Below are 26,150 nucleotides of genomic sequence, written 5' to 3' on the forward strand. Positions count from 1 at the left end.
GTTCGAATGATTCGAGCTATAACTATCACAGTTGTAATCATCTCCGCTAGACTCGGCGCATGGCCCGGCAGACCCCGGTCGACAGCGAGATCGACCGCGACGTGTGCTTTCTCGTGCATTCGTTCACCCGGCGGCTCGACGGGCACGTCCGCCGCGTCGCCGACCAACTCGGCCTGACCCCCTCGCAGGTCATCGCGCTGCGCGAACTCGACGCCCCGATCACCGCCCGCGAACTGGCGGCCCGCATGTCGTGCGAGCCCTCCAACGCGACCTTCGTGCTCGACCGGCTCGAGGCGCAGGGTCTGGTCGAACGGGTGCCGCATCCGACCGACCGCCGGGCCAAGCGGATCGAGCTGACCGCCGCGGGCCGCGGCAGCCGCAAGGCCGTGCTGGCCAAGCTGGAGACGGGGTCCCCGCTGACCCGCCTCGGCGCCGCTCAGCAGCGCGAACTTCGCGATCTGCTACGACTGTTGGTGGGGGCGGAGGACCTCGATCCGGCGGCGGCGAACGGGGGATAGCCGATGCCGTCGCCGCGATAGAAGTTAGGCAAGGCTGACCAGTAGTAATGTGTGGGTGCCGGGATACTGTTGCGCGGGCGCGGAAGTATCCCGCGGGCCAGGACCAGACTAGGAGAGCGGCAGTGCCGTACATCATCGCTGAACCGTGCGTTGACGTGAAGGACAAGGCGTGCATCGAGGAATGCCCCGTGGACTGCATCTACGAGGGCGGTCGCATGCTGTACATCCATCCGGACGAGTGCGTGGACTGTGGTGCATGTGAGCCGGTGTGCCCGGTGGAGGCGATCTTCTACGAGGACGACACCCCGGACCAGTGGAGCGGGTACGTCAACGCCAACGTCGACTTCTTCGACGAGCTGGGTTCGCCCGGCGGCGCGACCAAGGTCGGCAAGGTCGACTACGACCCGCCGTTCATCGCCGCGCTACCGCCGATGGCGAGCGAGTAGGACCGTTGTCGACGCGTGGCCGGGTGAGTAGCTCCCTACCCGATTTCCCTTGGGACACCATCGCTTCGGTGAAGCGACGGGCCGCCGAACATCCCGACGGCATCGTCGATCTGTCGGTCGGCACGCCCGTGGATCCGGTCGATCCGCTGATCCGGCGGGCGCTGGCCGCGGTGGCGGAGGTGCCGGGCTATCCGGCCACCCACGGCACCCCCGAGCTGCGCGCGGCCGTCGCGGACGCGCTGCGGCGGCGCTTCGGCATCACCGGCGTCGAGCCCGACGCGGTGCTGCCGGTGATCGGCACGAAGGAACTGATCGCGGGTCTGCCCCGGCTGCTCGGGCTCGGGGCCGCGGATCTGGTGGTGATCCCCGAGGTGGCGTATCCGACCTACGAGGTCGGCGCGTTGCTGGCGGGCACGCGGATCGCGCGCGCCGACGGCCTGACCCAGCTCGGCCCGCAGCGGCCCGCCCTGATCTACCTCAACTCCCCGTCCAATCCGACCGGCCGGGTGCTGGGGGTGGACCACCTGCGCAAGGTGGTGTCCTTCGCCCGCGAGCGTGGCGCGATCGTCGCCTCCGACGAGTGCTATCTGGGCCTGGCGTGGGACGAGGAGGCCGTGTCGATCCTCGATCCGCGAGTCTGCGACGGCGACCACACCGGGCTGCTGGCCATCCACTCGCTGTCCAAGACCTCCAATCTCGCCAGCTACCGCGCGGGTTTCGTCACCGGTGACCCGGAGTTGGTGCGCGAACTGCTGGAGGTGCGCAAGCATTCGGGCCTGATCGTCCCGTTCCCGGTGCAGTCGGCCATGACCGCCGCGCTCGGCGACGACGCGCACGAGGCGGCCCAGCGCGAACGCTACCGCGCGCGCCGCGAGATCCTGCGAAACGCCTTGACCGAGGCCGGTTTCCGCATCGATCACTCGCAGGCCGGGCTGTATCTGTGGTCCACCCGCGACGAACCGGCGCGCACCACCCTCGACTGGCTGGCCGACCGCGGCATCCTCGCCGCCCCCGGCGACTTCTACGGGCCGTCGGGCGCGCGACACGTCCGCATCGCCCTCACCGCCACCGACGAGCGGATCGCCGCGGCCGTCAAACGGCTCATCGCCGCCTGAGTCAGCGGGGGGCGAATCCTCTTCCGGCCCAACGCATCAATGCCACCTGAGCTAGCGGGGCGGCGAATCCTCCTCCGGCCCAGCGGGTTCGATGCGTGGATCGGCGAAAACCGTTGCGCCCGTGCCGGTTCCGGTGAGGCGGGTGGCGGCGGATTCGGTGACCCGCAGGGCGAACAGGCAGGTAGCGGGGTCGACGCAGATGAGGCCGTAGTCGACGTCGACATCGTCCGCGGCGAGCCGCAGCTCGCGCAGGGCGTCGCTCATGGTCGCGCCCTGCGGGAGCTGGACGGTGAGCAGCAGCATCACACCACGCTACGCCCGATCGGGAGTCCGTCGCAGCTCCGCGAGCAGGGCCGCGGTGTCGGCGATGCCGTACCCGTAGTCGTAGTCGAATCCCTGGCCGCCGCGGTCGGAGGCGGTGCGCTGGAGCAGTTCCCGCAGCCGGGCGGGCGGTAGCGCGGTGGCCGACCACTTCGTGCGGATGGCCGCGACCAGTCCGGCCGCCACCGGGCACGCCGCGGAGGTGCCGGTGTCGGGTTCGTCGCCGAAGGCCCCTGATCCGGTGAAGTGCGTGTACGTGCACACGTCCGGTTTGCGATCGGTCAATCGCCCCGGTCCCTGCGACGAGTAGCCGACGCGCTGATTCTTCGTGTCGACCCCCGCGATGCTCAGCACGCTCGGATGCGAATTCGCCCCGGTGATCGGACGATCCGGGTACCCGCACCGGGCGTCGGGGCAGTCGCGGCCGCAGTTGCCCGCGGCGAAGAGGATGTCCGCGCCCGCCGCCTCCAGCGAGCCCACGATCACGTTGAACGGGTGCGCCGGATTGTCGGAGTAGTTGCCCGCCTGACCCACCGGATAGTCCCAGCTCGGCGCGAACGAACCCCAGCTGTTGCTGATCACCAGCGCGCGGGTGGCCGCGGGCTGATTCGTCAGCACCGTGCGCAGATGCGCGTATCCGGCGAGCGCGTCGGAGAGCAGGCCGTCCATCTGGGTCTTGCCCTGCCGGGTGCTGCGCAGCACGGGCAGGTCCAGGAACGACGCCTGCGGTGCGGCCAGCGACGCGTCGAAGGCGCACATGGTGCCGTGGTCCACGGGGAAGGCGCCCGCGGTTCCGTTGACGCCCTGCGGGTTCCAGCTACGCGCGGCATCGATGGTGAGACGACCGCCGCGCACCTTCTCGACCTGCGCGGCGTTGATGCCGGTGTCGACGATCGCCAGCGCCACCCCCTGCCCGGTCAATCCGGCCTTCGCGAGGTCGTCGGCGCGCAGCAGCGCCGCCACCGCGTGCCAGTCGCCGACCGCGGGATCGCCGCCGCAGGTCAGCACGGGTTCGATGGCGGGGTCGGCGAAAACCCCGGTGACGGAATCGGTTTCGCTGATCCGGCGGTGTTCGTCGGGATCGTCGCCGATCCGGCCGCGCACCACGACGGTGGCGTGCTCCGGAGACATCGACGGACTCGGACCGCCGAGCCAGGGGATGGCGACCGGCTCGAAGTCCGGGTCGAGGTCGAGGCCGGGCAGTTCCCCGGCGACGTCCGCCGCGGTGACCCGGACGTCCGGATCGGCGACGGCGGTGATCAGTTCGGCGGTGGGGCGAAGCTCGATGACGACGCGCATGATCGACATCCTGCCGTCCCGGGCGCGAATTCGCTCAGCGTGTGCCGACTTCCGCACGCGCAGCGCGCGTTCAGAGCAGCGGACGGCCGAGGCGACGGCGAATTCGCATGTCCAGCAGGTAGTAATTGAACGGGAACCGGCGCAGCGGCGCGGGCAGCCGCACCCACACGAACGAGATCGCCCGCAGGATACGGGTATAGCGGCGCTCGTCGCGTTCGGTCCAGGTCATGCCCATCTGGTCGCGCAGATGCGGGGGGAGCAGGGCGGTCACGCCGAATCGGTGCAGCCGCCCGAAGATCTTGCGCGGCACCGGATGCAGCATCCTCAGGTCGATGAGGTCGTCGAAGTAGCGCTTCACCGGTTCGTCGATGGTCCGCTGGGTGAGGTTGTCCTCCCAGTAGCGGTAGAACGCCGACCGGTCCGCGGGCCACATCTCCGGACGCATCTGCAAGGTGGTGCCCAAGCGCGCGGAGTACTGGTAGAAGGCTTCGGCCAGTGCGGGTTCCATCGGTCCGCGCATCCGGGTGTAGAGGTCGTCGAAGCCCCAGTACAGGCAGGCCGCCACCCACAGTTGCAGCTTCGGGTCGAAGGCGTTGTACTTCACCGGCGCGCCCGGCTCGGAGTGGATCGGCCGATGCGAGCCGTTGACGGCTTCGCGATAGGCGCGCCGATCCTCCTCGGTGCCCATCCACGCGACCGCGAGATAGGTCAGCGTGGTGCGCAGGCGCTTGAGCGGATGCACCATGACGCTGCCGCTCTCGACCGGGCTCTCCAGCACGCCGTAGCCGACGGGCGGATGGCTCAGCTGCATGACGACGTTGGCCGCGCCGCCCAGGAACGCCGCGACACCGTCGAGATGGGGTCGGACGTCCTCGGGCGTGAGAATCCGGATGGGCGGCTCGGTGGGCTCGTGGTCGTAGCGCAGGGGGGCGGCGGTCATCGTTGATCCGTCTCCTCGGTCCGGCTTCGCGCCCGCGGGCGGACGAAGGGTGAGAAACTTCCTCTCGCACCTTCTCATCGAACCGACCGGCCTGTCAATGCCATAGGAGCCCGGCTGATCCTATGGGAAGATCGCCTTGTCATCGTTTCGTGTCGCCGAAAGGGGCCCAGCACATGGCCAAGCCGGCCAACCTGTTGCCGCTGGTCCGGGAGGCGGGTCCGGAGGACCGGAATCAGGCCAAGGTGCTCGATGCGGCCCTGCTGGCCTTCCTCGACTTCGGGATCAAGCGGACCAGCATGGTCGAGGTGGCCCGCCGCGGTGGTCTGTCGCTGGCCACGCTGTATCGACGGTTCGCGGGGAAGTCGGATCTGATCCAGGCGGTCGGGCTGCGGCAGGCCCGGCAGTTCGTCGAGCGGGTGGACGCCGCGGTGCAACCGCAGATCGACCGCGGGGCTGCGGCCGAGGATCAGATCGTGGAGTTGTTCGTCGCCTTCCTCGACGGGTTGCGCGGCAATCGGCTGCTGGATCGGCTGCTGAAGACCGAGCCGGAGGTGGTGCTGCCGCATCTGACCGTGCGCGGCGCGCCCGTGATCGAGCTCGGGCGCGACTATCTCGCGGAGTTCATCGCGCGGTTGCAGGCCGAGGGCAAGCTCGAGTCCTACGATCCGCTGCCGCTGGCCGAGTTGATCGCGCGCAACGCGCTGTCGATGGCGTTGACGCCGCAGACGGTCATTCCGCTCGACGACGACGCCGCGCTGCGGCGGTTCGCCCGGGAGCACATCGTGCCGGGGTTCCGGGTGCGTTAGACCGGGCGCAGACCGAGCTGGCGGCGTAGGCGCAGGTCGGTCAGCAGGATGTGCATCGGAAACAGCCTGAGCCGCTGGGGAATTCGCTCCTCGACCGCGCCGACGGCGCGCAGCAGCAGGGCCAGGCGTTGTTCGTCGCGGTCGGTCCAGGTCATGCCCAGTCGCGCGCGCAGATCCGGCGGCAGCAGGCCCGCGACCAGCCAGCGGTGAAAACCGGCGCAGGACAACTGGATCGGGCGCGGGAACATCCTCAGGTCGACCAGTTCCAGGAGGTGGGCGCGCACCGGCGGATCGAGGGTCGCGCTCGCGAGGGTGGCGGCCCAGTACTCGTCGAAGGCGTTACGGTCGGGCGGCCACAGCGCGGGCGGCATCTGGAGCGTCGTGCCGAAGCGGGCGCAATGGTTGTAGAAGGCGTCGGCGTCGGCCTCGCTCATCCGGCCGTGCATGCGCTCGTACAGATCCCGCGCGCCCCAGTACAGGCAGGCCGCGACCCACAGTTGCAGGCGGGGGTCGAAGGCGTTGTAGCGCACCGGACTCGACGGACCCGAGCGGACCCGGCGATGGGACCGGTTGACCGCCTTGCGGTAGGCGGCGCGCTCGGTCTCGTCGCCGAGCAGGGCGACGACCAGATAGGTGAGCGTGGTGCGGGTGCGCTTGATCGGATGCAGCATGATCTTGCCGCTGTCCACAGCGCTCTCGACGACGCCGTAGCCGACGGGGGCCGCGCTGAGTTGCAGGATCACATTGGTCGCCGCGCCGAACAAGGCCGTGGTGCCGTACAGGTAGCGGGTGATGTCGAAATCGTCCCGCCGCACCGGCGAATCGTGCGTCGTCGCGCGAAGTGGCCCGGTCATCGTCGACCTCGTACTTCTCGAGAGGCTGTGAATCAAAGCTCTCATTGCGTCATCGGCATGTCAACGGCCGCGCGGCGAGGGTGACCGTTTCGCAATTACGGGGCGCGAGCAGCGAATTGGTAGGTTGGGCGGGTGTCTTTCGCGTCGTCGCCGCTGCTGCGCTCACTGAATCCGGCCGCCGTTGCCGCGGGGGCCGATATCCCCGACGCGGTCACCGTCGACGGGCAGACGCTGTCCCGCAGCGATGTGCTGGGCGCGGCCACCTCGGTCGCCGAGCGGATCGCCGGGGCGGGCCGGGTCGCGGTGCTGGCGCGGCCGACGGTGACGACGGTATTGGCGGTGGTCGGCTGTCTGATCGCGGGGGTGACGGTGGTGCCCGTCCCGCCGGATTCCGGGGCGGCCGAACTCGAGCACATTCTCGCCGACTCCGGCGCGCGGGCGTGGCTGGGTGAGGCGCCGGAGGGGTCGGCGTTGCCGGTGGTGCCGGTGCGCAGGCACGCGCGGTCGTGGCACACGTATCCCGAACCCGACTCGCGGGCAACGGCTTTCGTGTTGTACACCTCCGGGACGACCGGGGCGCCGAAGGGGGTGATGCTGAGCCGCGGGGCGATCGCGGCCGGGCTGGATGCCTTGGCCGAGGCGTGGGCGTGGACGTCGAACGACGTTCTGGTGCACGGACTTCCGTTGTTCCATGTGCACGGGTTGATTCTGGGCCTGCTCGGGCCGTTGCGGGTGGGGAGTCCGCTGGTGCACACCGGTAGGCCGACGCCCGCGGCGTACGCGGCGGCGCGGGGGTCGTTGTACTTCGGGGTGCCGACGGTGTGGTCGCGGATCGTCGAAGACCCCTCGGCGGCAAGGGAATTGGCGAGTGCGCGGCTGCTGGTCTCGGGGAGTGCGCCGCTGCCGGTGCCGGTGTTCGAGCGGCTGCGCGAGCTGACCGGGCACGCTCCGGTCGAGCGGTACGGGATGAGCGAGACCATGATCACGCTGTCCACGCGGGCGGACGGGGAGCGGCGGCCCGGCTGGGTCGGGACGCCGGTGGCGGGGGTGGAGACGCGGCTGCGGGACGAGGCCGGGAACGCGGTCGTGCACGACGGAGAGAGCATCGGCGGGTTGCAGGTGCGCGGGCCGATGCTGTTCGACGGGTACCTGAATCGGCCCGAGGCGAGCGCCGAGTGCTGGACCGAGGACGGCTGGTTCCGGACCGGGGACGTCGCCGCGATCGACGCGTCCGGCTTTCATCGGATCGTGGGGCGGGAGTCGGTGGATCTCATCAAGTCCGGCGGGTTCCGGATCGGGGCCGGGGAGATCGAGACGGCGCTGCTGGGGCACGCGGGCGTCGCGGAGGCGGCGGTGGTCGGGGTGCCCGACGACGATCTCGGGCAGCGCATCGTCGCGTTCGTCGTCCCCCGCGGCGAACCCGCCGAGGATCTCGCCACCGACCTGATCGACCATGTGGCACAACAACTCTCGGCCCACAAACGCCCCCGCGAGGTCCGCCTGGTCGACGCCCTCCCGCGCAACGCCATGGGCAAGGTCCAGAAGAAGCTCCTCACCCCTTGACCTGCACCGCACTCGAGGTCCTAGGCTCCCCATCATGATCGCAACCCTGTCGCCCGCCCAGATCGACTATCTGCGCACCCAGCGGCTGGGCCGCCTGGCCACCATCCGCCCCGACGGCACCCCCCAGAACAACCCGGTCGGCTTCCGCTACAACGAATCCCTCGGCACCATCGACATCGCCGGCCACAACCTCGGCGCCTCCCAGAAGTTCCGCAACCTCACCAAACACGAGAAGGTCGCCTTCGTCGTAGACGACATAAAATCCCTGTCCCCCTGGACAGTCCGCTGCCTCGAAATCCGAGGCACCGCCCAACCCCTCCGCGACGTGGAAACCTACCTCCCCGGCGGCACCCCGGAACTGATCCGCATCACCCCGGAACGCATCCTCGCCTTCGGCATCGAGTAACCCCTCGCTCCGCTCGGGGACAGGGTAGGTGCGCGACCGCAGCCGCGCTGTAGGCGGACCCCTCGCTTCGCTCGGGGACAGGGTAGGTGCGCGACCGCAGCCGCGCTGTAGGCGAACCTCTCGCTTCGCTCGGGGACAGGGGGGAGAGCTCGTCGGCAGGCTGTTAGTGGGCGCGGCCCTCATGGCGACAGTCACGGGCGCACTTGGGGCGTCTGCCCCCTGATCGACAGCGACACCGGAAACCTGGTGTGGCACAGGACGATAGACGATTCCCTCGCCGAGCGACCGATCCGCCGCCCCGACCGGGGATCGCTGTGCTTCACCCCGGACGGCACTCGTCTCGCGCTCGGACTCGACACCGGAATCATCTGGCTGGACGCCGAGACCGGTGCACCGGTGCACACCGAATCCACCGGCGCGGTCAGCGCTTTGGCCTACGCACCCCACACGGGAATGCTGGCGCTGACCGCCGAGGGACCTCGCCGCCTCAGTTGGCGTGCAACGCCGCGTTGAGTTCGATCCCGGTTCCCTTGCGCGCCACCACTTCCACCGCACCCGAGAGCGAGTTACGCCGGAACAGCAGGTTGGACTGGCCCGACAATTCCGACGCCTTGGCGGTGCGCCCATCGGGGAGGGAGACCTTGGTCCCCGCGGTGACATACAGCCCCGCCTCGATGACGCAGTCGTCTCCGAGGGAAATGCCCAGACCCGCGTTCGCGCCCAGCAGACACCGTTCCCCGATCGAAATGACCTGCTTGCCGCCGCCCGACAGCGTGCCCATGATCGAGGCCCCGCCGCCCACGTCGGAGCCGTTGCCGACGACGACGCCCGCGGAGATCCGGCCCTCGACCATGGAGGCCCCGAGGGTGCCCGCGTTGTAGTTGACGAAGCCCTCGTGCATGACCGTGGTGCCCTCGGCGAGGTGGGCACCGAGGCGGACGCGGTCGGCGTCGGCGACGCGCACACCGGTCGGCAGGACGTAGTCGACCATCCGGGGGAACTTGTCCACGCCGAACACCGTGACCGGCCCGCGGGCGCGCAACTTCGCGCGGACGAGCTCGAAATCCTCGACCGCACACGGCCCGTGGTTGGTCCACACCACGTTCGCCAGCAGGCCGAAGATACCGTCGAGATTCGCGCCGTGCGGGCGCACCAGCCGATGCGAGAGCAGATGCAGCCGCAGATAGACGTCGTGCGCGTCCACCGGCGCGGCCGACAGGTCGGCGATCGTGGTGCGCACCGCGACCACCTCGACCCGGCGGGCCTCGTCGGACCCGACCAGCTCCGCGAACCGGGCGTACTCCGGATCGGCGGCGCTGATCCGCTCCGTCCCGGCCTGCCGGAACTCGCCCAGCTCGGGATACGGGTACCAGGTGTCGAGGACCGTGCCGTTGACGGTCACCGTCGCGAGGCCGACTGCGGATGCTCCCTGAGTGCTCACGACGAGCAGTTTAAGCAACCGAAATATTAGGGTGGACGGGGTGACCATCGATCTGCGCGCCGACCCCATCGCCCTCACCGCCGCACTCGTCGACATGCCGAGCGTCTCGCGGGACGAGGCGGCCATCGCCGACACGGTCGCCTGGGCGCTGCGCGAACAGACCGAGGGCTTCGAGGTGCTCCGCCACGGCAATACGGTGCTGGCCCGCACGAACCGGGGCCGCCCCACCCGCGTCGTCCTCGCCGGCCACCTCGACACCGTCCCGATCGCCGACAACGTGCCCGGCCACTTCGTCACCGAGGACGGCGTGGAGAAGCTCTACGGCTGCGGCAGCGTCGACATGAAATCCGGCGACGCGGTCTTCCTGCACCTGGCCGCCACCGTCGCCGACCCGGTCTGCGATCTGACCCTGATCTTCTACGACTGCGAGGAGATCGCCGCCGAGTACAACGGCCTCGGCCGCATCGAACGCGAACTGCCCGACTGGCTCGACGCCGACCTCGCCATCCTCGGCGAACCCTCCGCGGGCTGGATCGAGGCGGGCTGTCAGGGCACCCTGCGCGCCCGGCTCACCACCTCCGGCACCCGCGCGCACACCGCGCGAGCGTGGCTGGGCGACAACGCGATTCACCGTCTCGCCCCCATCCTGGAACGGCTGCGCGACTACCGTCCCCGGGAGGTCGACCTCGACGGCTGCGTCTATCGCGAGGGCCTGTCGGCGGTGCGGGTCGGCGGCGGCGTCGCGGGCAATGTGGTGCCCGACGAGGCCGAGGTGGTGGTGAATTTCCGCTTCGCCCCGGACCGTTCGCTGGACGAGGCGACCGAGCATGTGCGCCAGGTCTTCTCGGGCCTGGACGTCGAGTTCGAGCGCACCGACGGCGCTCCCGGCGCGCTGCCCGGCCTGTCGGCCCCGGCCGCCAAGAACCTCGTCGACCAGGTGCACGCGCACGGCGGCGGCGGAGTACGGGCCAAGTACGGGTGGACCGACGTCTCCCGCTTCGCCGCCCGCGGCGTTCCCGCGGTGAACTTCGGCCCCGGCGACCCGAATCTGGCCCACAAGGTCGACGAGCATGTGCCCACGGCCCAGATCACCACGGTCACCGAGATTTTGCGCGGCTATCTCACCGGGCGGGCGTGACGCGCCGTCGGTCGATCGTGGGAGACGTGTTGTCCGCCATGCGGCCGCGCCGTCGGTGGACCGCGCACCGCCGGTGGGGGTATGGCCGCGTGACACGTTGTTCGCCGGATGGTCGGGCGTCCGTGACCGGGCGGCGGTAGCGGATCGGTAGCGTGGATTCATGTCCACCGAGTCCGATCGCGGCGTCGCCCCGCCGCCGAAGTCCACGCCGAAATTCCGCGGGCCCATCATGCTGCGCCGGGACCGCAAACAGGGCACTACGACCACCGATCAGCATTTGCTCGACGGTCGCGGCCCCACCGATTGGGTGCACACCGACCCCTGGCGCGTACTACGGATTCAGAGCGAGTTCGTGGAGGGTTTCGGCGCGCTCGCCGAAATCCCCAGGGCCGTCACGGTTTTCGGCTCCGCACGCACCGCGCCGGACAGCCGCGAGTATCAGGCGGCCCGCGAGATCGGCGGGGCGCTGGCCCGCTCCGGATTCGCGGTGATCACCGGCGGCGGACCGGGCGTGATGGAGGCGGCCAACCGGGGCGCGTCGGAGTCGGGCGGCTACTCGATCGGGCTGGGCATCGAACTGCCGATGGAACAGGGCCTCAACGACTGGGTCGATCTGGGCCTGAACTTCCGGTACTTCTTCGCGCGAAAGACCATGTTCGTCAAGTACTCCCAGTCGTTCATCTGCCTGCCCGGCGGATTCGGCACGCTGGACGAGCTGTTCGAGGCGCTCACCCTGGTGCAGACCCACAAGATCACCCGTTTCCCGATCATTCTGTTCGGCAGCGAATTCTGGGCCGGTCTGGTGGACTGGATACGGAATACGCTGCTGGCCTCGGGCAAGATCTCGCCCGGCGACGTGGAGCTGCTGCACGTCACCGACAGCGTGGACGAGGTCGTCGAGATCGTGCTGCGGGCGGCGGAGAGTCGCGGCCGGGACGCGATCGGCACGGAGGATCAGTGGTGAGCTTCGCGGTGTGCGTCTACTGTTCGGCGAGTACGCAATCCCTCGAGAGCATCGAGCTGGCGACCGAGGTGGGCGCCGAAATCGCCCGGCGCGGTTGGCAATTGGTGTCCGGCGGCGGCAATGTGTCGATGATGGGCGCGGTGGCGACCGCGGCCCGCGCGGGCGGGGCGCGCACGATCGGCGTGATCCCGAAGAACCTCGTGCATCTCGAGGTCGCGGACGTCGCGGCCGACGAGCTGATCGTCACCGACACCATGCGCGAACGCAAACGGATCATGGAGGCCCGCGCGGACGCCTTCCTCACCCTGCCCGGCGGCGTCGGCACGCTCGAGGAGTTCTTCGAGGCGTGGACCGGCGGCTATCTCGGCCAGCACGACAAGCCGCTGGTGGTGCTCGATCCGCACGATCACTATCGCGGGCTGTTCGCGTGGCTCGATGAGATAAAGAGTGCCGGGTTCATCGGTTCGGCCGCGCTGGACCGGGTTACGGTGACCTCGGACCTGGCGGCGGCGTTCGAGGCGCTCGCCCGGCCGAGCTGAGTTCGAATCCTGGTGGAGGGACCCGTGACCGCCGACGCTCGTAACGTCTCCCTGTTCGATCTGGCCCGCCGACTGCCCGGCATGGCGTGGGACGCGCCCGGAATGCTGCGCGGCGCGCTCGGCATGTTGGTGCGCGGGCACGATCGGTCGTCGGTGGGGCTGTATTTCCAGCGCGCGGCCGAGCGGGTGCCGGATCGGCCGTTCCTGCGGTTCGAGGGGCGCGATTACAGCTACGGGTCGGCCAACGCGGAGGTCAACCGGTACGCCGATGTGCTGACCGCACGCGGGGTGGGGCGCGGTGATGTGGTCGGGGTGTTGATGACCAATCGGCCGGAGACGGTGTTCGTGGTGCTGGCCGCGGTGAAGCTCGGCGCGACGGTCGGCCTGCTGAACACCAATCAGCGCGAACAGGTGCTGGCGCACAGTTTCGGGTTGCTCGACAGCGTGGTGAACGTGATCGGCGAGGAATGCCGCGAGGCGCTCGACACGCTGCCCGAGCAACCCGCGAACGTGCTGTGGTCCGGTGCGCTGGAGGAGTTGGCGCGCGGCGCGGACGCCACGAATCCGCCTGTGTGCGAGGACATTCGAGCCCGCGAACGCGCCTTCCTGATCTTCACCTCCGGCACCACCGGCATGCCGAAGGCCAGCGTGATGACGCATCTGCGGTGGACCAAGAGCATGAACGGCCTTGGCGCACTGGGGATTCGGCTGCGCGGGGACGACACGATGTACTGCTGTCTGCCGCTGTATCACAACAACGCGCTGACGGTGGCGCTGGGCGCGGTGCTCGGGGCGCGCGCGACGCTGGCGGTGGGGCGGAAGTTCTCGGTGTCGCGGTTCTGGGACGAGGTGGTGGCCTCGCGGGCGACGGCGTTCATCTACATCGGCGAGCTGTGCCGGTATCTGATCAATCAGCCGGAGAAGCCGCAGGAGCGGCAGCATCGGGTGCGGCTCGCGGTGGGCAACGGGTTGCGGCCGGAGCTGTGGGACGAGTTCCGTGAGCGGTTCGGGATCAAGCGGATCGTCGAGTTCTACGGGGCGAGCGAGGCGAATATCGCGTTCATCAACGCGTTCGGGGTGGATCGGACGGCCGGATTCGGGCCGCTGCCCTACGCGGTGGTCGAATTCGACGATGCCACAGGCAAACCCGAGCGTTTCCCGGACGGGCGGCTGCGGCGGGTGCGGCCCGGCGGGGTCGGGCTGCTGCTGGCGAAGGTGACCGACAGCTCGCCCTTCGACGGCTACACCGATCGGGAGGCGAGCGAGGCCAAGCTCGTCCGGGACGCCTTCACCGACGGGGATTGCTGGTTCGACACCGGCGATCTGGTACGGGATCAGCACTGGCGGCACATCGCGTTCGTGGATCGGCTGGGCGACACGTTCCGGTGGAAGGGGGAGAACGTGGCGACGACGGAGGTCGAGGGCGCCTTCGACGGCGCCGCCTCGATCGAGGGAGCCGTCGTCTACGGCGTCGAGGTCCCCGGCGCCGACGGCAAGGCCGGGATGGCCGCGGTGACCCTGCGCCCCGGCGCCGACTTCGACGGCAAGGCCGTCGCCGCCCACCTCTACGACCGCCTCCCCACCTACGCCGTCCCCCTCTTCATCCGCGTCGTCCCCGAACTGGAGACCACCTCCACCTTCAAGAGCCGCAAGGTAGACCTCCGCAAACAGGCCTACACCCCCGACGACCACACCGACCTCTACGTCCTCACCACCCGCACCGACGGCTACATCCCCTTCTACGACACGTACCCCGAAGAGGTAGCCGCCGGCAAAGCCCCCCGGCCCTGACCGCCCCCCCAGGCCCACGAACCCAGCCGCACCCCTTATTCGGATCCGCACCCGTTGTATGGCTATGCAGGGGGTGCGGATCCGAATAAAGGGTGCGGCTGGGGTGCCTTGCGTTGGGGTGGTGGGCCGCTGTGGGGTTGCTGCTCGGGTCTCTCGCGCTTGCCTCACGTTCCGGGGCCGCTGTCTTCCGTGTTCCCGGGTCGTTGTCTTCCATGTTCCCGGGTCGTTGTCTCCGATGTTTCCGGCTCGCCTTCTCACATGTTCCCGGCTCGCCTTCTCTCATGTTCCCGCCGAAGGCAGGGGCGGGACAGGGGTCGGTACAGTCGGGGGCATGAGTTCGACGCCGGGGTTGTCCACTTTGTGCGGGAAGCCGGTGGCGGGGGATCGGGCGTTGGTGATGGCGATCGTGAATCGGACGCCGGACTCGTTCTACGACCGGGGGGCCACGTTCAGCGACGAGGCGGCCATGGCGGCGGTGGGGCGGGCCGTGGCCGAGGGGGCGGATCTGGTCGACATCGGGGGTGTGAAGGCCGGGCCGGGGGCGGAGGTGGACGCCGCGGAGGAGGCGCGGCGGGTGGTGCCGTTCGTGGCGGCCATTCGGGAGGCGTATCCGGAGCTGTTGATCAGTATCGATACGTGGCGCTCCGGGGTGGCTCGGGCGGCGGTCGCGGCGGGGGCGAATCTGATCAACGACACGTGGGCGGGGGCCGATCCGGAACTGGTGGGGGTGGCCGCGGAGCTGGGGGTGGGGATCGTGTGCAGTCACACCGGCGGGGCGCGCCCGCGGACCCGGCCGCATCGGGTGCGGTACGCCGATGTCGTGGCCGAGGTGACCGAGACCGTCGTGCGAGCCGCCGAGGAGGCCGCCGCGGCGGGTGTCGCCAAGGATTCGATTCTGATCGATCCGACCCATGATTTCGGCAAGAACACTTACCACGGGCTCGAACTGTTGCGGGCTGTGGACGTTCTTGTAAATACCGGGTGGCCAGTCTTGATGGCGTTGAGCAATAAAGATTTCATCGGAGAGACTCTTGGTGTCGGTCTATCCGAGCGATTGGAGGGCACATTGGCGGCAACCGCGTGGTCCGCCGCGGCCGGCGCCCGAGTGTTCCGTGTCCACGAGGTCGCCGCGACCCGGCGCGTGGTGGACATGATCGCCGCGATCCAGGGCATCCGGCCCCCCGCACGAACCTTGCGAGGTCTGGTATGACAACCAACCCCGAAATTCTCGACAACACAACCGACTGGGCGCTCTCCCGTACCTGGGACCGCCCCGAATGGACGGTCGACGAACTGGTCGCCGCCAAGGACGGGCGCACGGTCTCCGTGGTGCTGCCCGCGCTGAACGAGGAACGCACCGTCGCCGAGGTGGTGGCGAGCATCCGGCCGCTGCTCGGCACGCTCGTCGACGAACTCGTCGTGCTGGACTCCGGTTCGACCGACGCCACGATCGAACGGGCGCGCGCGGCCGGGGCCCGGGTGGTCACCCGGGAACAGGCCGTGCCCGAACTGGATCCGGTGCCCGGTAAGGGCGAGGTGCTGTGGCGCTCGCTGGCCGCCACGAGCGGCGACGTCATCGCCTTCGTGGACTCCGATCTGATCGACCCCGATCCGATGTTCGTGCCCAAGCTGCTCGGCCCGCTGCTGACGGTCGAGGACACGCATCTGGTGAAGGCGTACTACCGGCGCCCGCTGCGGCAGGGGCAGTCGGTGGACCACAACGGCGGCGGCCGGGTCACGGAGCTGGTCGCCCGCCCGCTGCTGTCCGCTCTGCGCCCCGACCTGTCGAAGGTGTTGCAGCCCTTGGGCGGTGAATACGCCGGGACCCGCGAACTGCTCACCGCGGTCCCCTTCGCCCCCGGCTACGGCGTCGAGATCGGTCTGCTCCTCGACACCTACGACCTGCTCGGCCTGCCCGCCATCGCCCAGGTCAACCTCGGCGTCCGCACCCACCGCAACCGCCCCCTCTCCGACCTCGGCGTCATGAGCCGCCAGATAGTCGGAACCATGCTGCGCCGCAGCGGAATCCGCGACTCCGGCGCCGCCCTCACCCAATTCCCGTTGATAGGCGACGAATTCACGGCCCTCTCCACAGAGGTCTCCCTCGCCGACCGCCCTCCGATGAACACCCTCCGGCCGTCGAGAGTGGCGGCCTGACCCCACCACTCGCTTCGCTCGTGGCGGGGTACTTAGTGGTCTCGCCGCGGCGGTACAAAGTGATCTCGTCGTGGCGGGGTACAACGTGGTCTCGTCGAGGCGGGGTGCTGAGTGGTCCCGCCATGACGGGGTATTGAGTGGTCCCGCCGTGGCGAGGCACCAAGGGGTTCACGTCATAGCGAGCACTGAGCCCCGACATGAACAGGCAACCCAGCCGCACCCCTTGTTCGGATCCGCACCCCTTGTAGAGCCCTGCAAGGGGTGCGTTTGCGAATAAAGGGTGCGGCTGGGTTCGTGTACCTGGGGGTGGTCCGCTGAACTGAACGCCCCCAGGTGTAGGCAGCTCAGCCGCACCCTTTATTTGGATCCGCACTCTTTGTGGAGCCCTGCAACGGGTGCGGATTCGAATAAGGGGTGCGGCTGGGTTCGTAAGCCTGGGGGAGTTCACCTTTCGTGGCGGTAGATGGGGGTTAGGAGGTCGGCTTCCAGGGGTTCGCCGGTGTTGCGGTCGTAGCGGACGCCTACTACTGCGGAGAAGGGGTGGGTGGTGGCTCGTTCGTGGAGGGTGGCCAGGCGGGTGGCCAGGAGGCGGATGGCGCCGAGGGAGCCGGGTGGGTGGAGGCCGTCTATGACTAGGACGGTGCCTCGGGCGTCGGGGCGGGGGAGGCGGGCGAGGTAGGCGATGTCGTAGGGTTCGGTGCCGCCGGGGCGGTAGACGCGGCGGGCGGCTCGGTCCTCGATGCCGCGGCGGACCCGGCCCGCGCGGGCGACCGTGCGGCGGAGGCGGGGGTCGGCGGCGACGAGGTAGCGGAGGCTGGGGGAGAGTTCGGGGCCGCCGAGGACGATGAGACCCTCGCGGTCGAGGTCGAGGGGGCGGCCGGGGAGGAAGCGCTCGACGGCGACCGTGAAACCCAACTCGCGCAACAACTCCACGAGACGATGCGGCGCCGCGGGATCGGGAGCGCCGACGAGGGGAGCCGCGCGGGTGGTGCTGCGAACGTCGGGGGCGAGAATCGTCAACGGGCCGTGGCCGAAGAACAGCCCCTCCGGCACCGGACCCTGAGTACTCACCTGATGGATGCGCGCGCGTGAAAGTCCCGCCGCCGCACCGATTCTGGCGAAGGTCCACCCCTCGGCGTGCAATTCGCGAATGACGGCCCGTCGAATACGCGTGAGCTCATTGATGGTCTGCTGGGCCTGAGCAACCCCTTCGGTGGCCGCTTTCAGGCGCTCGACCTTGTCCTCGATAGCGAACACCCGTGCCACCTCGTCGGCTGACATGTGCGCAGTCTAGAGCGCTCGACAGCCGGATGTGTCCAGTCGGCTTGACTACCCCCCGACCCCCTAATCGCTGTCCCGCAACCCTATTGGCCTGCGAAAACACCTCCCGATCACCCGCATGGCCGGTAACTTGCGCCGAACCCTGCGGAAATCGTTATGTCGCGTCGAAGTCGATCGGGGGTTTTTCGTTGCGCGACAGCGGTTTCGGCGTCTCCGGCGGAGTGTAATCCAGCGGTGGGGAATATTCCGAACCAATAGAAGTACTGGTCGGTTTGTCGAACTTTCCGGTGAACAACGAATCATCCCCGTCGAGAAGATGTTTCGTGACCATCGACCGCGGCGTCATTCCCCGGAAGTCGTTGAACGGCCGCCGCAACTCGTTGAGTTCCTCGAGCGGTTTACGCAATTCGTCGAGTTCGGGTCCGAGTTCGGTGCGCAGCTGCGTCGTCGCGCCGCTGGCGTAGTCGCGGACCTGCCGCAGACTCTGCGCGGTCCAGCGGATCGCGCCGGGCAGCCGCTCGGGACCCAGGATCACCAACGCGGCGACCACCAGGATCACCATCTCGGGCCAGCCGATGTTGAACACACAGACAGGCTACCTGGGCCGACGCGCGCCGGACCAGGTAGCCCGCCGGGTCTCAGTCGGATTCGAGGCGCACCGGAACGTCCACGCGGCGGCCGTCGCGAATCAGCTGAACGTTCACCGTCTCGCCGATCTGATGGGACATGACCGCGACGGTCAGCTCCGCCTTCTCGGTGACGTCGCGATCGCCGACGCGAACGATGATGTCGCCCTCACCGATTCCGGCCTTGGCCGCCGGACCGCCCGGCTTGACGTCGGCCACCTGCACACCGCTGAGGTTGTCGTTCTCGATCGGCTTGGTGCGCGCGCTCAGGCCGATGTCGGGGTGATGCACCGAGCCGTCGCGGATCAGCGTCTGGCTCACCTGCTGCACGAGGTCGACCGGGATGGCGAAGCCGAGGCCGACCGAGCCGCCGCTCTCGCTGCGGATGGCGGTGTTGATGCCGATCAACCGGCCCTGGTCGTCGACGAGCGCGCCGCCGGAGTTGCCGTGGTTGATCGCGGCGTCGGTCTGCACGGCGTCGAACGCGCCCGCGGAGTCGTCCCCGGCCTCGGGCTGCTCCTCCATCGCGCGATGCAGCGCGCTGACGATGCCGGAGGTGACGGTCTTGGTCAGGCCCAGCGGCGAGCCGATGGCGAGTACGTCGTCGCCGACCTGCACATCGGAGGATTTGCCGAGGCGGGCGACGGTCAGACCGGTGACGTCGACCTTGAGCACGGCCAGATCGGTCTTCGGATCGCGGCCGACGAGCCGCGCGGGGGCCTTCTTGCCGTCGAAGAACGACACCTGGATCTTGGCCTTGCCGGACTTGTCCATCGCGGCCATCGAGATGACGTGGTTGTTGGTGACTATGTAGCCGTTGCCGTCGATCACCACGCCCGAGCCGAGCGCGCCGTTGTCGCCGACGGTTTCGCGGATCGACACCACCGCGGGCACGACCGCGTCGGCGACCTTGGCCACCTGGGTGCGCGGCTTGTCGCCCGAACCCTCCTGCTGGAGGGTGACCTTGCGCGAGGTCAGCGCGGCGGTGGTCTCGGCCGTCAGCCGCCCGATGAGACCGCCGGCCAGACCGATGAGCAGCGCCAGCACACCGAGCAGGGCCAGCGCCTTGGGCGCCACCCGGCCGCCGAAGAGGACCTCGCGGGCGCTGAGTTTCGTTGCGGGCGGCAGGCTTTGGGTCCGCGGCGTGGGGATCGCGGGATCGCCCAGGCGCGCACCGGAATCCGGATCGCGCCACGGATCGGCGGGCGGCGCGGCCGCGGTGGTCTCGTCGGTCGCGTCCGGATCCCGTTGCAGCACTTCGGTGGAGCCCTCGGGCCGCCCGAACGCCTCGGCCAGCACCGCGTCCGGCGGACGGTTCACCAGTTCGGGACCGTCGTGGCGCGGCGTCGCGGCGGCGGGGGTGTGCGGGGCGAAGGATCCGGCCTGCCCACTGGGGCGACGGAACGCCCGGGTGGTGTGGGTGTCGATGTGGGGGCGATAGACCGGGCGCGGACCCAGGACGGGCGCGTCCGGCGGCCTCAGGTTCCCCCTGTCGGCGGCCGAATCCGACGCGCCGCGATCCTCGGAGGTCGATCCGGCGTTCGTGGAGTCGGAGGTCACGGGGTGAACTCTACTTGCGCCACCAGCCGGTCCACCGCCTGCTGTCGGAGACGAAGTGGAACGAATCCGCCCGCAGCCCGAGGAAACTCGTGCCGCGCGACATCTCGTCCACGCCGGGCCCGGTCAGGTCGGCGAGCGGAATGCGGCTCAGGGTGTCGTGCAGATTCGTGGGCGCGGAGATCTGCATCTGCGCGGCGCGGCGCAGCGCGACGCGGGCCTGCTGCTGGGCCTCGACCTCGGCCGCGCATTCGGCGCACTTGGCCAGATGCTCGGCGGCGCGCAGATAGGCGTTCATGCGAAGCTCGCCGTCCACGTAGGCGGCGATGGCCTCACTGGCCAGATGCTCGGTGGGGGCGAATCGGGGTCGGTTCGCCGCGGCATCCTCGCCACTCATACGGTGCACACCCTTCCGACGGAACTTCAGCTGCGCCGGGTCGCGTCACCCGACCTTCTCATTATGCGCAAGGTACTCGCGCAGTGCCTGGCGCCCACGGTGGATCCGACTGCGCACGGTGCCCAGTTTCACGCCGAGCGTGGCGCCGATCTCCTCGTAGGACAGGCCCTCGATATCGCAGAGCACCACGGCCGCGCGGAACTCCGGCGCGAGCGAGTCCAGCGCCGATTGCAGATCGGGGTCGAGCCGGGAGTCGTGGTACGCCTGCTCGGGGCCGGGGCCCTCGGACGGGAGACGGTCGTAGTCGTCGGGCAGCGACTCCATGCGAATCCGGTTGCGCCGCCGGACCATGTCCAGGAACAGGTTGGTCGTGATGCGATGCAGCCAGCCCTCGAAGGTGCCGGGCTGGTAGTTGGACAGCGAGCGGAACACGCGGATGAAGGTCTCCTGCGTGAGGTCCTCGGCGTCCTGGGGATCGCCGGTGAGGCGATAGGCCAACCGGTAGACGCGGTCGGCGTGTTCGCGGACCAGCTCGTCCCAGGTGGGCATCATGGTCCGGTCGCCGGTGGCGTCGAAGGCCGCGGTGCCGGACAGGTTGTCGTTGTCGGGGACGGGGTCGCCGTCCTCGGCGGTGGGCAGCTCGTAGTCGGCCGGGCCGTCGATCGGCAGGCCGGACTCGGGCAGGGTGGCGAACTCACGCGCCGCATCGACCATGTGGATGGGGTTACCTCCTACTCGGGACCGTGGTCGGCGCAATACCACGACAGTTCGTGGTGCAAACGAGACAACCGATCGTCGGAGCCGGTTGTTCCCGCGGCGTCGCCCGGCGGTCGGCCGGCCTTTGCGTAGCCCTTACTTTGTCGGGTCCCGATGTGGCCGTCGTATGGGGAGGCTGAGGGACACCTGAGAAAACGAACGGGCTCGTCGTTGGCGACGCCGACGGGCCTCCGCCGTTAGCCTCATACCCGTGAGTCAGTTACCCACTGCTGCGGCCGCGCAGCGCAACCTCGCCTATGTCGAGGATTCGGTCGTCGAGGACGAGATCCTCCTCGCGGCGCGGGAGCGGGCCACCGAGCTGGGCGCCGGGCCGGTGCCGCCGTCGGTGGGTGCGTTGCTGAGTATGTATGCCCAGCTCCTGGGCGCGCGGGCGGTCGTCGAGGTGGGTACGGGCGCGGGGATCAGTGGACTGTGGCTGCTGGACGGGATGCGGGAGGACGGGACCCTCACCACGATCGACTCCGAACCCGAGCATCAGCGCGCCGCCCGCGACGCCTTCCGGGCGGCCGATATCGCGCCCGCGCGCACCCGCCTGATCAACGGCCGCGCGCTGGACGTGCTGCCGCGCCTGGCCGACGGCGCCTACGACCTGGTGTTCATCGACGCCGCCCCGCTCGAGCATCCCCAGTACGTGGCGCAGGGCGTCCGCCTCCTGCGCGAGGGCGGCGCGATCGTGCTGCACAACGCCCTGCTGGGCGGCCGCGTCCCCGACCCGGCCCAGCGCGACCCGGCGACCCAGGCCGTCCGCGCGGCCACCCGAGCCATCGCCGAGGACCCCGACCTGACGTGCGTGCTGATCCCGGTGGGCGACGGACTGCTCTGCGCCTCGCGGGGGTGAGCGCGACAGGGCGCTGATCCCGGTGGGCGACGGACTGCTGTGCGCCTCGCGGGGGTGAGCGCGACAGGGCGCCGATCCCCGTGGGCGACGGGCTGCTTGGCGCCTGGCGCGGCCCGATGGCACCCCGGCTGATTGGCGACGCCCCGGACTGGGTATGGCGAGGGGTGGACGCGTCGGCCGGGCCGCTGTCCGGCCATCAGAACCGAGGTGATCGCATGCCGCTTCCGGATCGTATTGTAGCCCAGACGTTTTCGGCCCTGGCGCGGGTGCGTCGGGCGCGTGTGTTCCATCCGGAGGGGTTGCCGCTCACCGGGTGGTTGCACGCGGTCGACGACGACTACGCCCGGTTGATCGGGGCGCGCGACAAGCCCGCGCTGGCGCGTATGTCGAAGGCCACGGGGATGCCCGGCGGGATTCCGGACGCGCTGGGATTGGCTGTGCGCGTGCTGGATTGGCAGGATCGGCCGTGGGATCTGGCGCTGGCCACCACCGGCACCGGCACGCTCGGGCGGTTCGTGGTGCGGCCGGTGCGCAGCTGGGCGCAGGCCCGGTACGGCAGTCTGATGGCCTACTCGTTCTTCGGCGGTCCGCCCGCGTGGGTGTTCGCGGAGCCGGATTCGGCTCAGCCGCAATCGGTTTCGATCCAGTCGCTGTGCGACTACCGGGACGGGCACCGGCTGGGCTTCACGCTGCGGTCGTCCTCGCTGCTGGGTCCGGAGCGGACGCTGGCCGAGATCACGCTGTCCCGGCCGGAGATCGGCGAGCACGCCGCGCCCGGCTTCTTCGATCCGGTGCTGAACCGGCCGCCGGAGGTGCGTCTGCTGCCGGAGGCGGTGGCGACGCTGCGCGAATGGGCCTACGCCGGAAGCCGCGACGGGCGCGGCGAGCACGCGGCCGTCGCCGAGGAGGGCATGCCCGCCTTCCAGGGCTGGCAGATTCGCTGAGCCGGGTCCGAGGACACCGAAACGCAGGTAGATTGGCTCTTGCGTGCGGATTGAACACGCGTTTAGTATATTGAACATGTGTTTAAAGGAGCAGCCGTACCGGAAGGATCCGCCGACGATCTGAGCACCCGCGCCCGCATCCGGGACGCCGCCGTCGTCGTCTTCGGCGAGCAGGGGTTCGGGGTGGGGGTGCGCGCCATCGCCGCGGCGGCGGGGGTGTCCCCGGGATTGGTCAATCACCACTTCGGTTCCAAGGAGGGACTGCGGGAGGCGTGCGACGATCACGTGCGGGACGTCATCCGGGCAGTCAAGACCGAGTACATCCGCCACCCCACCACCAAGGGGTTGCTGGAGGCGATGGCGGACATGGAGGACTTCGCGCCCTACACCGCCTATCTGATGCGCAGCTTCCAAGCCGGGGGCGACCTGATGGTCACCATGTTCGAGCACATGGTCGAGGACGTGGAGGGCTACCTCCGCGCCGGTGTGGAAGCGGGAACCATTCGCCCCCAACCGGATCTGAAGGCGACCGCGCGTTACCTGGCGATGCACAACGGTGGCGGTTTCTTCTTCTTCCTCCAGCTCTACACCGCACGCCACGGCGGCAAGCTCGACTACCGCAAGGCGCTGCGTGACTACGCCGACCAGGTCATGCTGCCGGCGGTCGACATCTTCACCAATGGCCTGTTCGCCGACTCCACCACGTACGACACCCTGCTGGGGGGTGGCGGCGAACTCTGAGATCTCACAAGGAGATTCGATGTCATCGGCAATCAGCGTCCGAGATCTGCACAAGCATTTCGGACGGGTGCACGCCCTCGACGGCCTCGACCTCGAGGTCGTCGAGGGGGAGGTGCACGGCTTCCTCGGCCCGAACGGCGCCGGGAAATCGACCACCATCCGGATCCTGCTGGGCATCCTCGCCAAGACCTCCGGTGACGCCCGCGTGCTCGGCCGCGATCCCTGGGCCGACGCGGTCGCGCTGCATCACGAGATCGCTTACGTCCCAGGCGATGTCACGTTGTGGCCGTCGCTGTCGGGCGGGGAGACCATCGACCTGCTGGCCCGCATGCGCGGCGGCCTGGACGCCGACCGGCGCGCGGAGCTGATCGAACGCTTCGAACTCGATCCGCGCAAGAAGGCCCGCACCTACTCCAAGGGCAATCGGCAGAAGGTCGCGCTGGTCTCGGCGTTCTCCTCCGACGCGCGGCTGCTGCTGCTCGACGAGCCCACCTCGGGCCTGGATCCGTTGATGGAACAGCAGTTTCGCGACTGCGCCCGGGAGGCGGCCGAGCGGGGCGTGACGGTGTTGCTGTCCAGCCACATCCTCTCCGAGGTGGAGGCGCTGTGCGATCGGGTCACGATCATCCGCGACGGCCGGACCGTGGAGAGCGGCACGCTGGCCGAGATGCGGCATCTGTCGCGGACCTCGATCAAGGCCGAATTGCTCGGTGACCCGGGCGATCTCGGCCGGATCCCGGGTGTCGAGGACATCAGCATCGACGATCACACCCTGCACTGCCAGGTCGACGGTGAGCATCTGGGCGAGCTGATCCGGGTGCTCGGCGACGTCGGGGTGCGCAGCCTGATCAGCCAGCCGCCGACGCTGGAAGAGCTGTTCCTGCGGCACTATTCGATCAACGGACGCGAATTGGCGGAGGCGTCGAAATGACCACGGCCACCGTCGCCCGTCCCCGTCCCGCCGAATTCGCCCGGGGCGGTGGGGATTTCACCGGCACGCTGAGGTTGCTGCGGTTGTATCTGCGCCGCGACCGGATCGTGTTGCCGCTGTGGGTGTTGTTGCTGTCCGCGCCGTTGGGCAGCGTGTACATCGACAGCACCGAGAAGGTGTACTCGACGCCGGAGCAGGTGCAGAACTTCGCGCACTCCATTCTGTCCAATCCCGCGATGCTGGCCATGTACGGGCCCATCTACAACACCACCTCGGGGGCGGCGGCCGGGTTGTGGAAGGCGGGCATGTTCCACACGCTGATCGGGGTCGCCACGATCCTGGTCGTCATCCGGCACACCCGCGCCGAGGAGGAGACCGGGCGGGAGGAACTGCTGGCCTCGACCCGGTTGGGCCGCTTCGCGAATCTGACGGCGGCGCTGATCGTCGCCTGTGGCGGCGCGCTCGTCACCGGATTGATCGGCGCCGCCAGCATCGCGGGCGCCGGGGAACCGGGCGTGGACGCGCTGGCCTTCGGACTCGCCGAGGCCGCGTCGGGCATCGTGTTCGCGGCCGTCGCCGCGGTGGCCGCGCAGCTGAGCGCGAGCGCCCGCACCGCGCGCGGCATCGCCTTCGCGGTGCTCGCGGCGTGCTACGGGCTGCGCGCGCTCGGCGACGTCCGCTCCGCCGGGGGGTCGACCAGCGTGCTCACCTGGCTCTCCCCGCAGGGGTGGTCGTTGCAGGTTCGGCCATTCGCGGGCAACCACTTCGGGGTCCTGTTGCTGCACGCGGTCACCGCGGTCGTGCTCGTCGCGGTGGCGTACACGCTGCTGAACCGGCGGGATCTGGGCGCGGGCATGATCGCCGAACGGCTCGGCGCACCGGCCGCGGGGCCCGCGCTGACCGGGCCGTTCGGGTTGGCGTGGCGCTTGCAGCGCGGCACCCTGCTGGCGTGGACGATCGGAATCGCGTTGTACGCCTTGGTGTTCGGCAGTGTCATCCACGATCTGGGCGACGAGCTCGGGGACAGCAAGGCCGTCGCCGACATCATCGCGCGGCTCGGCGGGGCGCAGGTCGTCGAGGACGGCTTCGTCAATATGGCGTACACGCTCATCGGGGTGGCGGCGTCCGCGTACGCGATCTCGGCCGCCCTGCGGTTGCACTCCGAGGAGAGCACGCAGCACGCCGAAACCGTGCTCACCGGCTCGATCGGCCGGATGCGTTGGGCCGCTTCCCATCTGGTCTTCGCGGTGCTGGGGCCGGTGGTGATGTTGCTGGTGGCCGGTGTGGTGGGCGGTCTGGTCTACGGCGTCGCCGCGGACGACATCGGCGGCAAACTGCCGCGGGTGCTGGGCGCGGCGCTGGTGCAATTGCCCGCGGTGTGGCTGTTCGCCGGGGTGGCGATCGTGCTGTTCGGGCTGGTGCCGCGGTGGGCCCCGGTGGCCTGGGGAGTGTTCGTGGCCGCCCTCGCGGTGTATCTGCTCGGCGCGGTTTCCGGTGTGCCGCAATGGGTTCTGGATCTGGCTCCGTACAGTCACCTGCCGAAGCTGCCCGCCGAGGCGTTCCGGGCGGCGCCCGTGGTGATCATGATCGGGGCGGGGATCGTGCTGACGGCGGTGGGGCTCATCGGGTTCCGGCGCCGGGATCTGCGGCAGTAGCCCTCGCCGAATGCCGCCCGCTCCGGGATACTGGGGCGGGCGGCCGAGGTTTTCCCCCGCGCGGGTGGGTATCCGGTCGGCAGCGAGTCGAGCACGGGCCCGACG

The 26,150-nt window shown here is 69.5% G+C and carries 28 protein-coding genes; 18 read left to right on the top strand and 10 right to left on the bottom strand.

From position 1 onward, the window contains the following. Window positions 1–59: 59 nt before the first annotated feature. From ACWDSJ_RS20295 to dapC, 3 genes are all read left to right on the top strand, one after another. Window positions 60–518 carry a MarR family winged helix-turn-helix transcriptional regulator gene (locus ACWDSJ_RS20295; RefSeq protein ID WP_450033571.1) on the top strand — a complete coding sequence of 153 codons (459 nt, stop codon included), beginning with the start codon at window positions 60–62 and terminating at the stop codon, window positions 516–518. A 122-nt stretch (window positions 519–640) separates the two neighbouring features. Then, entirely contained in the window at window positions 641–964 is a 324-nt protein-coding gene (fdxA, locus tag ACWDSJ_RS20300) for a ferredoxin (RefSeq protein ID WP_251914113.1), read from the top strand. Between the two features lie 5 nt (window positions 965–969). Continuing rightward, a complete protein-coding gene (dapC, locus tag ACWDSJ_RS20305; protein ID WP_450033572.1) occupies window positions 970–2,079 on the top strand; it encodes a succinyldiaminopimelate transaminase in 1,110 nt (369 codons plus the stop codon). A 51-nt stretch (window positions 2,080–2,130) separates the two neighbouring features. Here dapC and ACWDSJ_RS20310 read toward each other — a convergent pair whose 3' ends face one another. From ACWDSJ_RS20310 to ACWDSJ_RS20320, 3 genes are all read right to left on the bottom strand, one after another. Next, the gene (locus ACWDSJ_RS20310) at window positions 2,131–2,382 is read right to left on the bottom strand and encodes a hypothetical protein (RefSeq protein ID WP_450033573.1); all 252 of its coding nucleotides are present in this window, start codon (window positions 2,380–2,382) and stop codon (window positions 2,131–2,133) included. Window positions 2,383–2,391: 9 nt separating this feature from the next. Next, a complete protein-coding gene (locus tag ACWDSJ_RS20315) occupies window positions 2,392–3,699 on the bottom strand; it encodes a S8 family serine peptidase (protein ID WP_450033574.1) in 1,308 nt (435 codons plus the stop codon). 70 nt (window positions 3,700–3,769) lie between these two features. Beyond that, a complete protein-coding gene (locus tag ACWDSJ_RS20320) occupies window positions 3,770–4,639 on the bottom strand; it encodes an oxygenase MpaB family protein (protein WP_450033575.1) in 870 nt (289 codons plus the stop codon). 173 nt (window positions 4,640–4,812) lie between these two features. Here ACWDSJ_RS20320 and ACWDSJ_RS20325 point away from each other — a divergent pair, with 173 nt between their 5' ends. Continuing rightward, window positions 4,813–5,445, top strand: coding sequence for a TetR/AcrR family transcriptional regulator (locus tag ACWDSJ_RS20325; RefSeq protein WP_387363568.1), 633 nt, complete (start codon window positions 4,813–4,815; stop codon window positions 5,443–5,445). Here the strand turns inward: ACWDSJ_RS20325 and ACWDSJ_RS20330 are convergent. After that, window positions 5,442–6,299 carry an oxygenase MpaB family protein gene (locus ACWDSJ_RS20330; protein WP_450033576.1) on the bottom strand — a complete coding sequence of 286 codons (858 nt, stop codon included), beginning with the start codon at window positions 6,297–6,299 and terminating at the stop codon, window positions 5,442–5,444. The genes ACWDSJ_RS20325 and ACWDSJ_RS20330 overlap by 4 nt on opposite strands. Window positions 6,300–6,431: 132 nt before the next feature. Here ACWDSJ_RS20330 and ACWDSJ_RS20335 point away from each other — a divergent pair, with 132 nt between their 5' ends. From ACWDSJ_RS20335 to ACWDSJ_RS20345, 3 genes are all read left to right on the top strand, one after another. After that, window positions 6,432–7,862, top strand: a complete 1,431-nt coding sequence (locus ACWDSJ_RS20335) for an acyl-CoA synthetase (protein WP_450033577.1) — start codon at window positions 6,432–6,434, stop codon at window positions 7,860–7,862. 34 nt (window positions 7,863–7,896) lie between these two features. Continuing rightward, entirely contained in the window at window positions 7,897–8,268 is a 372-nt protein-coding gene (locus tag ACWDSJ_RS20340; protein WP_450033578.1) for a PPOX class F420-dependent oxidoreductase, read from the top strand. Window positions 8,269–8,514: 246 nt separating this feature from the next. Further along, window positions 8,515–8,781, top strand: a complete 267-nt coding sequence (locus ACWDSJ_RS20345) for a hypothetical protein (RefSeq protein ID WP_450033579.1) — start codon at window positions 8,515–8,517, stop codon at window positions 8,779–8,781. On the opposite strand, the gene dapD is transcribed toward ACWDSJ_RS20345, so the two are convergent. Next, window positions 8,756–9,709, bottom strand: coding sequence for a 2,3,4,5-tetrahydropyridine-2,6-dicarboxylate N-succinyltransferase (gene dapD, locus ACWDSJ_RS20350; RefSeq protein ID WP_387363581.1), 954 nt, complete (start codon window positions 9,707–9,709; stop codon window positions 8,756–8,758). The genes ACWDSJ_RS20345 and dapD overlap by 26 nt on opposite strands. Before the next feature lie 40 nt (window positions 9,710–9,749). Between dapD and dapE the strand changes: the two genes are divergently transcribed. From dapE to ACWDSJ_RS20380, 6 genes are all read left to right on the top strand, one after another. Further along, window positions 9,750–10,847, top strand: coding sequence for a succinyl-diaminopimelate desuccinylase (gene dapE, locus ACWDSJ_RS20355; protein ID WP_450033580.1), 1,098 nt, complete (start codon window positions 9,750–9,752; stop codon window positions 10,845–10,847). Window positions 10,848–11,007: 160 nt separating this feature from the next. Further along, the gene (locus tag ACWDSJ_RS20360; protein ID WP_450033581.1) at window positions 11,008–11,811 is read left to right on the top strand and encodes an LOG family protein; all 804 of its coding nucleotides are present in this window, start codon (window positions 11,008–11,010) and stop codon (window positions 11,809–11,811) included. Then, on the top strand, window positions 11,808–12,350 hold the full coding sequence (locus tag ACWDSJ_RS20365) for an LOG family protein (protein WP_450033582.1): 543 nt from the start codon (window positions 11,808–11,810) through the stop codon (window positions 12,348–12,350). The genes ACWDSJ_RS20360 and ACWDSJ_RS20365 overlap by 4 nt, the downstream gene beginning before the upstream one ends. A gap of 24 nt (window positions 12,351–12,374) precedes the next feature. Continuing rightward, window positions 12,375–14,141 (top strand): long-chain-acyl-CoA synthetase, encoded by a 1,767-nt coding sequence (locus ACWDSJ_RS20370; RefSeq protein WP_450033583.1) that lies wholly within the window; start codon window positions 12,375–12,377, stop codon window positions 14,139–14,141. Window positions 14,142–14,472: 331 nt separating this feature from the next. Further along, window positions 14,473–15,351 carry a dihydropteroate synthase gene (gene folP / locus ACWDSJ_RS20375; RefSeq protein WP_450033584.1) on the top strand — a complete coding sequence of 293 codons (879 nt, stop codon included), beginning with the start codon at window positions 14,473–14,475 and terminating at the stop codon, window positions 15,349–15,351. Next, on the top strand, window positions 15,348–16,298 hold the full coding sequence (locus ACWDSJ_RS20380) for a glucosyl-3-phosphoglycerate synthase (RefSeq protein WP_450033585.1): 951 nt from the start codon (window positions 15,348–15,350) through the stop codon (window positions 16,296–16,298). The genes folP and ACWDSJ_RS20380 overlap by 4 nt, the downstream gene beginning before the upstream one ends. A 444-nt stretch (window positions 16,299–16,742) precedes the next feature. On the opposite strand, the gene ACWDSJ_RS20385 is transcribed toward ACWDSJ_RS20380, so the two are convergent. From ACWDSJ_RS20385 to sigE, 5 genes are all read right to left on the bottom strand, one after another. Then, window positions 16,743–17,579: a hypothetical protein gene (locus ACWDSJ_RS20385; protein WP_450033586.1), complete on the bottom strand. Its 837-nt coding sequence runs from the start codon at window positions 17,577–17,579 to the stop codon at window positions 16,743–16,745. Window positions 17,580–17,733: 154 nt separating this feature from the next. Further along, window positions 17,734–18,141, bottom strand: a complete 408-nt coding sequence (gene tatB, locus ACWDSJ_RS20390) for a Sec-independent protein translocase protein TatB (protein WP_450033673.1) — start codon at window positions 18,139–18,141, stop codon at window positions 17,734–17,736. Window positions 18,142–18,217: 76 nt separating this feature from the next. Further along, on the bottom strand, window positions 18,218–19,765 hold the full coding sequence (locus ACWDSJ_RS20395) for a trypsin-like peptidase domain-containing protein (RefSeq protein WP_450033587.1): 1,548 nt from the start codon (window positions 19,763–19,765) through the stop codon (window positions 18,218–18,220). A 10-nt stretch (window positions 19,766–19,775) separates the two neighbouring features. Then, on the bottom strand, window positions 19,776–20,159 hold the full coding sequence (locus ACWDSJ_RS20400; protein ID WP_387363605.1) for a hypothetical protein: 384 nt from the start codon (window positions 20,157–20,159) through the stop codon (window positions 19,776–19,778). A 45-nt stretch (window positions 20,160–20,204) separates the two neighbouring features. After that, window positions 20,205–20,873 (bottom strand): RNA polymerase sigma factor SigE, encoded by a 669-nt coding sequence (gene sigE / locus ACWDSJ_RS20405; RefSeq protein ID WP_387363608.1) that lies wholly within the window; start codon window positions 20,871–20,873, stop codon window positions 20,205–20,207. Window positions 20,874–21,126: 253 nt separating this feature from the next. On the opposite strand from sigE, the gene ACWDSJ_RS20410 reads away from it, so the two are divergent. The 5 genes from ACWDSJ_RS20410 (at window position 21,127) to ACWDSJ_RS20430 (ending at window position 26,045) form a co-directional block, all read left to right on the top strand. Next, on the top strand, window positions 21,127–21,774 hold the full coding sequence (locus ACWDSJ_RS20410; RefSeq protein ID WP_387363611.1) for an O-methyltransferase: 648 nt from the start codon (window positions 21,127–21,129) through the stop codon (window positions 21,772–21,774). A 266-nt stretch (window positions 21,775–22,040) separates the two neighbouring features. Further along, window positions 22,041–22,718, top strand: a complete 678-nt coding sequence (locus tag ACWDSJ_RS20415; protein ID WP_450033588.1) for a phosphodiesterase — start codon at window positions 22,041–22,043, stop codon at window positions 22,716–22,718. Between the two features lie 78 nt (window positions 22,719–22,796). Continuing rightward, window positions 22,797–23,459: a TetR/AcrR family transcriptional regulator gene (locus ACWDSJ_RS20420; protein ID WP_387363617.1), complete on the top strand. Its 663-nt coding sequence runs from the start codon at window positions 22,797–22,799 to the stop codon at window positions 23,457–23,459. A 19-nt stretch (window positions 23,460–23,478) separates the two neighbouring features. After that, entirely contained in the window at window positions 23,479–24,390 is a 912-nt protein-coding gene (locus ACWDSJ_RS20425; RefSeq protein WP_450033589.1) for an ATP-binding cassette domain-containing protein, read from the top strand. Beyond that, entirely contained in the window at window positions 24,387–26,045 is a 1,659-nt protein-coding gene (locus ACWDSJ_RS20430) for an ABC transporter permease (protein WP_450033590.1), read from the top strand. The genes ACWDSJ_RS20425 and ACWDSJ_RS20430 overlap by 4 nt, the downstream gene beginning before the upstream one ends. Window positions 26,046–26,150 lie beyond the last annotated feature (105 nt).

This window comes from Nocardia sp. NPDC003482 (assembly GCF_053588115.1).

Bases quoted from the DNA above. Each gene is read 5' to 3' on its own strand.
- ACWDSJ_RS20295 (WP_450033571.1), top strand. From the start codon at position 60: ATGGCCCGGCAGACCCCGGTCGACAGCGAGATCGACCGCGACGTGTGC.
- ACWDSJ_RS20310 (WP_450033573.1), bottom strand. From the start codon at position 2,382: ATGCTGCTGCTCACCGTCCAGCTCCCGCAGGGCGCGACCATGAGCGAC.
- ACWDSJ_RS20315 (WP_450033574.1), bottom strand. From the start codon at position 3,699: ATGCGCGTCGTCATCGAGCTTCGCCCCACCGCCGAACTGATCACCGCC.
- ACWDSJ_RS20320 (WP_450033575.1), bottom strand. From the start codon at position 4,639: ATGACCGCCGCCCCCCTGCGCTACGACCACGAGCCCACCGAGCCGCCC.
- ACWDSJ_RS20325 (WP_387363568.1), top strand. From the start codon at position 4,813: ATGGCCAAGCCGGCCAACCTGTTGCCGCTGGTCCGGGAGGCGGGTCCG.
- ACWDSJ_RS20330 (WP_450033576.1), bottom strand. From the start codon at position 6,299: ATGACCGGGCCACTTCGCGCGACGACGCACGATTCGCCGGTGCGGCGG.
- ACWDSJ_RS20340 (WP_450033578.1), top strand. From the start codon at position 7,897: ATGATCGCAACCCTGTCGCCCGCCCAGATCGACTATCTGCGCACCCAG.
- ACWDSJ_RS20360 (WP_450033581.1), top strand. From the start codon at position 11,008: ATGTCCACCGAGTCCGATCGCGGCGTCGCCCCGCCGCCGAAGTCCACG.
- folP (WP_450033584.1), top strand. From the start codon at position 14,473: ATGAGTTCGACGCCGGGGTTGTCCACTTTGTGCGGGAAGCCGGTGGCG.
- ACWDSJ_RS20380 (WP_450033585.1), top strand. From the start codon at position 15,348: ATGACAACCAACCCCGAAATTCTCGACAACACAACCGACTGGGCGCTC.
- ACWDSJ_RS20385 (WP_450033586.1), bottom strand. From the start codon at position 17,579: ATGTCAGCCGACGAGGTGGCACGGGTGTTCGCTATCGAGGACAAGGTC.
- tatB (WP_450033673.1), bottom strand. From the start codon at position 18,141: ATGGTGATCCTGGTGGTCGCCGCGTTGGTGATCCTGGGTCCCGAGCGG.
- ACWDSJ_RS20400 (WP_387363605.1), bottom strand. From the start codon at position 20,159: ATGAGTGGCGAGGATGCCGCGGCGAACCGACCCCGATTCGCCCCCACC.
- sigE (WP_387363608.1), bottom strand. From the start codon at position 20,873: ATGGTCGATGCGGCGCGTGAGTTCGCCACCCTGCCCGAGTCCGGCCTG.
- ACWDSJ_RS20425 (WP_450033589.1), top strand. From the start codon at position 23,479: ATGTCATCGGCAATCAGCGTCCGAGATCTGCACAAGCATTTCGGACGG.
- ACWDSJ_RS20430 (WP_450033590.1), top strand. From the start codon at position 24,387: ATGACCACGGCCACCGTCGCCCGTCCCCGTCCCGCCGAATTCGCCCGG.